Origin of the sequence: Micromonospora sp. NPDC049799 (assembly GCF_040656655.1) — a bacterium.
Lineage (GTDB): Bacteria > Actinomycetota > Actinomycetes > Mycobacteriales > Micromonosporaceae > Micromonospora.
Genome location: NZ_JBFAMU010000216.1, coordinates 1 through 8,328, shown reverse-complemented (window position 1 = coordinate 8,328; position 8,328 = coordinate 1). Strand labels below are relative to the sequence as shown.

The following is an 8,328-nucleotide window of genomic DNA, read 5'->3' as shown; positions in this document are numbered from 1 at the left end:
TCGGCCGCGGCCTTGGCCGCGGTCAGCAGGGACAGCACGGGCGCGCGCTCCGACCGCGCGGGACCGCCGATCGCCGTGGTCAGTCGCTACCGAGGCGCGGAGGCGTACGCCTGCCGGATCCGCTCCTCGTGCACCACGCGACTGTGCGGCTCCCGGATCGTCGGTGCGGGCCGGGGCCGGTGCGGGGATCGTCCTGAGCATCGAGGTCCGGCCCCGGCGATTAACCGAGCGATCGGCGCGCGGTTAGCCTGCTTCCATGGGGAGCGCGGAACTGGAAGAGTTGATCGTCGCGGACGCTGGCGAGCTACGCGCGTGGTTGTCGGCCAACCACGCCACGTCGCCCGGTGTCTGGCTCGCCCTGACCAAGAAGGGCGGCACGGTCACGACGCTGACCTGGCAGCAGGCGGTCGACGAGGCCCTGTGCTTCGGCTGGATCGACGGCCAGGCCCGTAAACGGGATCAGGAGACCTCCTGGATCCGGTTCACCCCTCGCCGGCCCCGCAGTTCCTGGTCCCAACGCAACGTCTCCCACGTGGCCCGGCTGGAGGCGCAGGGACGGATGCTGCCCCCGGGGCGCGCCGCGGTGGAAGCCGCGAAGGCGGACGGGCGGTGGGCGGCCGCCTACGCCCCGCCGTCGGAGGCCGAGGTGCCGGCCGACCTCCTGGCCGCCGTCGCCGCCGACCCCGCCGCCCGGGCCATGTTCGACGTCCTCACCAAGACCAACCGGTACGCCCTCATCCACCGCCTCAACGCCGTCAAACAGGCACAGACCCGTGAGCGGAAGATCGGCGAGTTCGTCGCCATGCTGGCCCGCCACGAGACGATCTACCCGCAGAAGGCCAAGCCTCCGAACTCGCCGTCATCGACTTCGTCATGATCATTCTGTTCATGCCGCTGGCCTTTCCGGCCGGAAAGTGACCCGGAACACCGGGTAGTACCGCGCCACCGCGCGGATCTCATCGAGGGACGGCCGGGCAGTCAGGCCGAAGTAGTAACGAGCAGCCTGCGCGGCGGCCGCTGGTCCACTCCGCTCGGCCGCACGTACGAGGTAGGCCGAGATGACGGCGGGCCTGTCGTCGACGGAGATCTCCACCAGATAAACCGGACAGGCCGACCGTCGGCGGATCACGGCACGACCCTGCGCCGCCCGCAGGTTTCGGACCCACTCGGACTCTCCGGCCAGCGCGACCAGATAGTCGTCGCCCTGGTACGGCGTCTTGAGAACGGGAACCCGACGGGGCTTGCCCGACCGGCGGCCACGCACCGTCAAGGTGACGGCGTCGCGGGGAGCGAGACCGAGCGAGGTGAGAACCACCCCGAGCCGATTGCTGATACGCCGGTACCAGGCGGCCGGAGGCCGGTACGCGATGCGCCGGCTGTAATCCTGTGGATGCACGGGGCACCTCCTCTATGCCAGCAGGGCGTCGAGGGTGACGAACCGGTAGCCCCGGCTTCTCAACTGGTCGATCACGGCCGGCAACGCCTCGGCGTCGAGCGTGGAGCGGTCTTCGGGGTGGGATCCGATGTGCATGAGCACGATCTCGCCGGGTCGCGCCGCTGCGACCACGCGGCTCACAATCTGTGGCACGGTGATGCCGGCGTCGGTGCCCTTCCAGCCGAGAGTGTCGACCGTCCACCGGACGGCCACGTAGCCGGCGCCGTTGACCGCGGCGATCGTGCGGGCGTCCCGGTCGCCGTACGGGAAGCGGAACAAGGGGCGGGTGTCCGTACCACCGGCAGCCAGAACCTGCCGCTGTCCGGTGGCCACCTCGACACGGAGGGCGGCGTCGGTCAGCCTGGTGGCGTACGGGTGGGTCGCGGTGTGGTTACCCAGTCGGTGACCGGCGGCCACGATGCTCCGCACGGCGTCGGGATGCCGGTCGGCGAAGCTGCCGGTCAGGAAGAAGGTCGCCCGCACCTTCTCGCTGACCAGCGTGCGCAGGATCGCCGGCAGGCCGTCGGCGTTACTTCCCGCGTCGAACGTCAACGCGACTATCGGCTGCGAGGTGGGGATCACGTCGATGTCCTTGCCGAGCAGACCGCGCGGCGGGCCCGGCACCGCCGGTGCGGGAGAACGCGTCAACGCCATCGTCGGGTCGCCCGTCGGGCCGCTCGTCGGGGAACTCGACGAAGAGACGTCCGGTGGCGGGGACGGGGACGGTGACAGTGACGGTGACGGTGAGGACAGCGAGGGCGTCGTCACCGCCGGTGCCGGCAGGGGGGCCGCATGGTGGTCGCCACGCCGGACGACGGCGACCACGATGACGACCAGCAGGATCGCGGCGACGGCGGCGCCGGCGACCGCGGATACGAGCAATCGATGTCGCACGGGGACCTCCTCGACAGCGGCGAGAACGGAACGGCGCTCAACTCCACAGTGCGGTGGCGTCACGATCCGAGGTAAGGCCCCAAGGACCAGGATTGGCGGGGCAGAAGGTCCCGACCTGTCGGCCCTGCTGTCGCTGACCGCTCGATCTACCGCTGCGCAACGGGCTCTGTCCAGCGGAAGTGGCGGTAGCCCTTGCGGCAACGAGGCAGTCAGCGACGAGGCTGGGTCGGGTCGTCCCCTGTCCCTCCACCACCCCCGAAGCACCGTACGAGGGCATCGACGCTGATGCAGCGGGATCGCATTGATACCCGTCCACGGGGCCGATCAGGACGCCGCCAGCTCCCAGAGCAGGATCTGGCGGTGGTGGCTGAAGCCGTTGCGCAGGTAGAAGTCGACCGCGCGGCGCACGTGCCCGTCGAGCTCGGCGACGAACGGCAGGTGCGTCTCCGCGTGGGCGGCAACCCAGTCGGCGTACGCGCTGAGCTTGTCCCCGTCGACGCCGCGTAGTTCCGCGAGCACCGCCACGTCCGCGGCGCCGGCCCTCCGCACGATCACCCCGCGGAGTCTAGGCGAGCCCGTCGCTCGCGGTGCCCCCAACCGGCCCGGCTGCAGGGGTGAAAGGTTGATGCCTGTCGCATGGGCGGGGCCACCTCAGCCACGCGCCGGCCGCCCGCCCGGCGGCTGAGCTTCCGGTCATCCGTTGATCGCCGGGACAGCGTTGATCGTACGGGGGAGCAGGTGTCTGCCGGCACGGAGAACGACGCCGTCGGGGCGGACGACGGCCACGCGAGCGCCGCCGGTGCCCAACCAGCGGTGCAGTTCGCTGCCCGGCCTGGCGATGATGAGTACCGCCCCGCGCCGTTCGATGTCGGCTCGTAGTGCCGTGGACGGCTCGACGGACGTGACGACTGCGAACCGGCCGGCCGCCACGTCGTCGAAACGCCGGTCGCCGTCGATGACCGCGTTCGGGCACAGCCCGCCCGCGAGGCCGCGACGAAGCCGGGGCCTCACCACGAGGTCGGAGCGGCGCAGCGGGGGCGTCCGGCTGTCCGTGGCCAGGTCCGTCAGGCCCGGTACGAGGTGCAGCCGCGGCGCCACGGCGCGACGGATGACGTTACCGAACTCCCCGCCGGCCGTCATCGCCGTACCGATGACCATCGCCAGCTTGATCATGGCGCGGGCGTGTCGCCGGCGTTCGATCTCGTACGTGTCCAGCGCGGTCTCGGCCAGAGTCCCGTCGAGCACACCGGCGAGCTTCCAGGCCAGGTTCATCGCGTCGCGCAGCCCGGCACACATGCCCTGGCCGATGAACGGTGGGGTGAGGTGGGCGGCGTCGCCGAGCAGGAACACCCGCCGGTCGCGCCACTGGTCGGCGACCTGCGCGCGGAAGGTGTACTCGGCGACGCGGATGACCTCCAGCTCCGTGACGGGGATGTCCCCGGTCCACCGCGAGAGCAACGGATGCAGGCGGGCCATGTCGCGGTAGTCGTCGGCGGTCTCGTCGGGCCTCAGCTGGAACTCCCAGCGGTAGCGGGTCCTCCCGACCCGCATGTACGTGCCGGCGCGGGCCGGGTCGGAGAGCTGGTGCACGCCCTCCCACTGGCCGAGGTCGGCCTCCGTCACCACGTCGATGACGAGCCAGCGTTGCGTGAAGCCCAGGTCCTGCATGGCGGCGCCGATGGCGGCCCTGGACAGGCCGCTCGCACCGTCGCAGCCCAGGACCCACGCCGCCCGGACGGACTCCCGCTCTCCCGTGGCGGTGTCGGTGACGTCGACCCGCACCCCGCCGGCGTCCTGGGTCAACGCGGTCACCTCGGCGCTTCCGCGGAACGTGACGGTGTCGTGCCGCCCGAGATTGCGGCGGAGGAGCGCCTCCAGTTCCGGTTGGTCGAACATGCTCCCCTGCGGGTAGCCGTGCCGGCCCGACGCGGTGTCGCGCCGGAACTCGGCCAGCACGCGCATGTTCCGGTCGAGGAGGCGCAGACCCCGGTGCGGCCGGGAGATCGCGGCGAACTCGTCGCGGAGCCCGAGCCGCGCCAGGATGCGGTGGACCTCGTCGTCGAGGGCGACGGCGCGGGGCTGGGGGTAGATCGACTCCCAGCGCTCGAGGACCAGGCACTCGACGCCGTACTGGGCGAGCAGCGCCGCGGCGGTGAGCCCGGTGGGGCCCGCGCCGACGATCACCACGGGAACCGTCCTCACCGGGCCGATCCGAGGTGGAGGGCGAGGTAGACGGTGACGAGGAGTCCGCAGACGAGCGCCGGGGCGTACTTCTGGGGGCCGTCTGCGTTGCGCAGGTGAACCGCGAGGGCTCCGGCGAGCAGGAGCAGCAGCCGGGTCACCGAGGACCTGCCGCGCAACGAACGACCGGCCAGGGGCGCCGACCGGGCATCAGGCACTCGCTCGCCGGGGATCGGCGCCGGCGGTGGTGGACCTGTGGTCGCCGTGATCGCCGTGCCAGTCGAGGACGAGCATGCAGGCGTCGTCGGGCAGGGTGGGCCCGGCGACGTCGAGGACGGCGTCGCCGAGTTCGCGGACGACCTCCCTGGGGTGCAGGCCGGTGAGGCCCCGCAGCCGTGCGGGCAGGTCGAGGCGGGCGGCGCCGCGTTCCAGCATGCCGTCGGTGAGCAGGATGAGCCGGTCGTCGGGGCGCAGCGGGATGTCGGTCGTGCGGTAGGTCCCGTGGCGCAGTACGCCGAACGGCGGGTCGACCGGTAGCGCGAGCGGTGCGACAGTTCCGTCGCGTACCAGGAGTGGGGTCGGGTGGCCGGCGTTGACCATGGCCAGCACGCCGGTGCGCAGGTCGAGCCGGCCGAGGAGTCCGGTGGCGAAGGTGAACCCTCCGGGCGGGTTCTCGATCAGCGCCGAGTTCGCGGCCTGGGCCTGGTCGAGAAGCGTGTGACCGCGGCGGCGGGTGTGGCGGAGGCTGCCGACGCAGAGCGTAGCGGTCAGGGCACTGTGGACTCCGTGGCCCACGGCGTCGGTGATGCTCAGGTGCAGCAGGTTACGCGCGAGGCTGTAGTCGAAGGTGTCTCCGCCGATGCTGGCCGCCGGCTCCAACCATGCCGAGTGGGTGAACGATCCGGCCTCGCAGGTGAACGAAGAGGGCAGGAGCCGCCGCTGGATCTCGGCAGCGAGGGTGAACGGGGTGGTCCGCTGACCCCATTCGAAGAGGTCGGTGTGCCGCCGGGCGGCGATCACCACGAACGCCAGCGCGTGCGCGGCCCGGGAGATCTCGGCCAGAGCATCGTCGTCCGGCTCGACCGGCAACGAGATCTCCAACAGTCCGATGGCCTCGCCCCGTTGCGTGACGGGCGCCATCACAACGTGATCATCTCCGCTCGAACGAACCTGCACGCGCTGGGAGCGGAGCGCCTGTTCCTGCGGTCCGCCGTCGAAGGGCAGCACGGTGGCTACGTCCTCGTCCTGCCGACGTCTGCCAGGCCGGGTGCCGAAGGGAACGTGGGCCAGCCGGACGAGGGCCCGGCCGCTCATGTCCGCGACGAGGAACGACACCCACAACGCCCCGAGGTCGACGCCGATGCCCCGGGTCACGGCCTCCACCGCGTCGACCGGGGCGGCGTCCTCGACGGCGTGCAGCACCTTGCCCAGATCCACGCCGGTCCACCGTTTCCTTGTCACGCGGCAGAGCATAGGCCCAGCGACCGGCGAGCAGTCCGGTGCCGTGACCCGGTCCTACGGGGTGCGGGGCGGAGCGCAGCCGCGCCGCGGCGAGCGCCGCGACCGGTGTTGCCAGGACCAGCACGAGCGACGCCAGCAGGATCGACGGGCGGTAGGTGTTCGGCATGTCGCGGCGCCTCCTCTCCGACCGGGCGGTTCGGCGGCCGGTATGCGGGGGCGCCCGGCCGGCGGCATGGGCGCGCGGGGGCGTTTCGCGTCCGACAGGCGGGTAATCAGCCGCGCCGACGCAGAACGGACGGGGTGTGGACGCGCCACCGTCCCGACGCAAGGGAGCGGATCGTCGTGCCAGATGAGCAGCCCACCGTCGTTCTCGTCCACGGCGCGTTCGCCGAGTCGGCGAGCTGGAACGGTGTGATCGAACGCCTCGGCGCCGCGTACCCGGTGGTGGCCGCCGCCAATCCGCTGCGCAGCGTCGCGGGGGACGCCGCGTACGTGCGGGACGTGATGGCCGGGATCGGTGGGCCGGTCGTCCTCGTCGGTCACTCGTACGGCGGCATGGTGATCACCGAGGCCGCCACCGACGACTCGTCCGTGCGGGCCCTGGTGTACGTCAACGCGTTCTGCCCGGACACCGGCGAGTCGGCGCTGACGCTGTCCGGACGGTTCCCCGGCAGCACACTCCCCGACACCCTCGTGGCCTACCCGGTGGCCACCGGCGGGAACGAGGTGGCGATCGGGCAGGACGGCTACCCCGCGCAGTTCGCGGCGGACGTGCCGGGTGACCTCGCGAAGCTGATGGCGCGGACCCAGCGCCCGGTCACCGAGGCGGCGCTCGGCGGTGGGCTGTCCGCCGCGTCGCCGGCCTGGCGGTCCCTGCCGTCCTGGTTCGTGTTCGGCGACGCCGACCGGAACATCCCGGTCGCCGCGCACCGGTTCATGGCCGAGCGGGCGGGCGCCCGGGGTGTACGGGAGGTCGCGGGGGCGTCACACGCGATGACCGTGTCCCAGCCCGGCGAGGTCGCCGAGACGATCATCGAGGCGGTACGCGGCATCGGTGGCTGATCCGGCCGTGCGCTGCGCGGCAGGGGCCGGCGGTGGTCGCCGGTCCCGCCGCGCGGCTGGTCAGTCGAGGCAGAACTCGTTGCCCTCGGGGTCGGCCATCACGAGGTGACCGGCGTCCATCGGGGGAGCGGGCTCATGGCGCCGGATCCGGGTGGCGCCGTGGGAGAGGAGCCGCTCGGCCTCCGCCTCCAGGGCCGCCATCCGCGCGTCGCCCTGCAGCCCGGGTGCGGCTCGCACATCGAGGTGCACCCGGTTCTTGGCCTGCTTGCCTTCGGGCACCCGCTGGAAGAACAGCCGTGGTCGGGAGCCCTCGGGGTCGACCAGCGCCGAGGCGTCGTTCCGGCGCTCCGGCGGCACGCCCATCGCCTCCAGGGCCTGCTCCCACGACTCGAAGCCCCCGGGCGGGTCCTGTATCCGGTAGCCGAGGGCCTCGGCCCAGAACGCGGCCAATCCGGCCGGGTCGGCGCAGTCGAAGGTGATCTGGACGTCGCGGGCCATGTCAGCTCGCCTCCTGTCGGGTCTGCCGGTGAGTGTGCAGGTAGAGGTCGCGGAGCAGGCACACCTCGGCCAGATGGTGGACCATCTCGCGGTTGATGTGCAGCACCAGCGCGGCCAGCGGATGCTCCGCGTACGGTCCCTCCGCCGGCCCGCAGGGGCGGGCCAGGCCGGTTTCGCCGAGGGACTCGACCCCGGCCAGCCACGTGGCGTACTCCGTGTCGAGCTGCGCCAGCGCCGCGGCCGCGGTCGGGGCGTACTCGAACGACTGGTAGTCGGTGGGCGCCCGACCGAAGTGCGCGGCGTTACGGACCGCGAGCACGCCGACGATCACGTGCCCGAGTCGCCAGGCGATCGTCGTGAACGGTGGCGGGTCGGGCTCCGGCATCGCGAAGTCGATGGTCATTGAGCCGGCCCCGGCCTGCACCGGCGCGGTGGCGGTGCCGCGCGGGTGTACGCTCCAGCAACCCGGTGCCGGCTCCCAGAAGTACTCGTCGTCGGTGAGTCCGTCGAGGCGGTTTCGCAGCTGGTTGGTCCAGTGCGCGGCGAGCTGGTCTCGGAGCAGGGGATTCCAGTCCTGGTCGGTCATGGTTCCACCCTGCCGCATATCGCGGACAGGATCGTTCCGCTATCTGTGGAACGATGAGCACGTGACCGTCGAGGCGACGACCGAGCGGGTGCTGCGGTTGCTGGGGCTGCTGCAGCGGCGGTCGTCCTGGACCGCCGCCGAACTCGCCGCCGAGCTGTGCGTATCGTTGCGCTCGGTGGGCCGCGTCGTGCAGGGACTGCGCGCGCTCGGC

The 8,328-nt window shown here is 72.1% G+C and carries 11 protein-coding genes; 3 read left to right on the top strand and 8 right to left on the bottom strand.

Going from position 1 to position 8,328, the window contains the following annotated elements; translation table 11 throughout:
* The first annotated feature begins 256 nt into the window (after window positions 1–256).
* Entirely contained in the window at window positions 257–877 is a 621-nt protein-coding gene (locus AB0I76_RS17275; protein ID WP_357035993.1) for a YdeI/OmpD-associated family protein, read from the top strand.
* A 9-nt stretch (window positions 878–886) separates the two neighbouring features.
* Here the strand turns inward: AB0I76_RS17275 and AB0I76_RS17270 are convergent, their stop codons facing one another.
* The 6 genes from AB0I76_RS17270 to AB0I76_RS17245 all read right to left on the bottom strand — a co-directional run bounded on the left by AB0I76_RS17270 (window position 887) and on the right by AB0I76_RS17245 (window position 5,971).
* Window positions 887–1,396, bottom strand: a complete 510-nt coding sequence (locus AB0I76_RS17270; RefSeq protein WP_357035990.1) for a nitroreductase/quinone reductase family protein — start codon at window positions 1,394–1,396, stop codon at window positions 887–889.
* Between the two features lie 12 nt (window positions 1,397–1,408).
* Window positions 1,409–2,329, bottom strand: a complete 921-nt coding sequence (locus tag AB0I76_RS17265; RefSeq protein ID WP_357035987.1) for a polysaccharide deacetylase family protein — start codon at window positions 2,327–2,329, stop codon at window positions 1,409–1,411.
* A gap of 324 nt (window positions 2,330–2,653) precedes the next feature.
* Window positions 2,654–2,884, bottom strand: a complete 231-nt coding sequence (locus AB0I76_RS17260; RefSeq protein WP_357035984.1) for a hypothetical protein — start codon at window positions 2,882–2,884, stop codon at window positions 2,654–2,656.
* Between the two features lie 138 nt (window positions 2,885–3,022).
* Window positions 3,023–4,531, bottom strand: a complete 1,509-nt coding sequence (locus AB0I76_RS17255; RefSeq protein ID WP_357035981.1) for a bifunctional 3-(3-hydroxy-phenyl)propionate/3-hydroxycinnamic acid hydroxylase — start codon at window positions 4,529–4,531, stop codon at window positions 3,023–3,025.
* Entirely contained in the window at window positions 4,528–4,671 is a 144-nt protein-coding gene (locus AB0I76_RS17250) for a hypothetical protein (RefSeq protein ID WP_357035978.1), read from the bottom strand. Before AB0I76_RS17250 ends, AB0I76_RS17255 begins: the two co-directional genes overlap by 4 nt.
* Before the next feature lie 49 nt (window positions 4,672–4,720).
* Window positions 4,721–5,971, bottom strand: coding sequence for a PP2C family protein-serine/threonine phosphatase (locus AB0I76_RS17245; RefSeq protein ID WP_357035975.1), 1,251 nt, complete (start codon window positions 5,969–5,971; stop codon window positions 4,721–4,723).
* Window positions 5,972–6,313: 342 nt separating this feature from the next.
* Here AB0I76_RS17245 and AB0I76_RS17240 point away from each other — a divergent pair, with 342 nt between their 5' ends.
* Complete coding sequence (locus tag AB0I76_RS17240) at window positions 6,314–7,033, top strand: alpha/beta hydrolase (RefSeq protein WP_357035972.1); 720 nt, start codon at window positions 6,314–6,316, stop codon at window positions 7,031–7,033.
* Between the two features lie 60 nt (window positions 7,034–7,093).
* On the opposite strand, the gene AB0I76_RS17235 is transcribed toward AB0I76_RS17240, so the two are convergent.
* Window positions 7,094–7,531, bottom strand: coding sequence for a VOC family protein (locus tag AB0I76_RS17235; protein ID WP_357035969.1), 438 nt, complete (start codon window positions 7,529–7,531; stop codon window positions 7,094–7,096).
* 1 nt (window position 7,532) lies between these two features.
* Complete coding sequence (locus AB0I76_RS17230; protein WP_357035966.1) at window positions 7,533–8,117, bottom strand: DinB family protein; 585 nt, start codon at window positions 8,115–8,117, stop codon at window positions 7,533–7,535.
* Here AB0I76_RS17230 and AB0I76_RS17225 point away from each other — a divergent pair.
* A partial coding sequence (locus AB0I76_RS17225) for an HTH domain-containing protein (protein ID WP_357035963.1) occupies window positions 8,116–8,328 on the top strand: 213 nt, incomplete at its 3' end. The genes AB0I76_RS17230 and AB0I76_RS17225 overlap by 2 nt on opposite strands.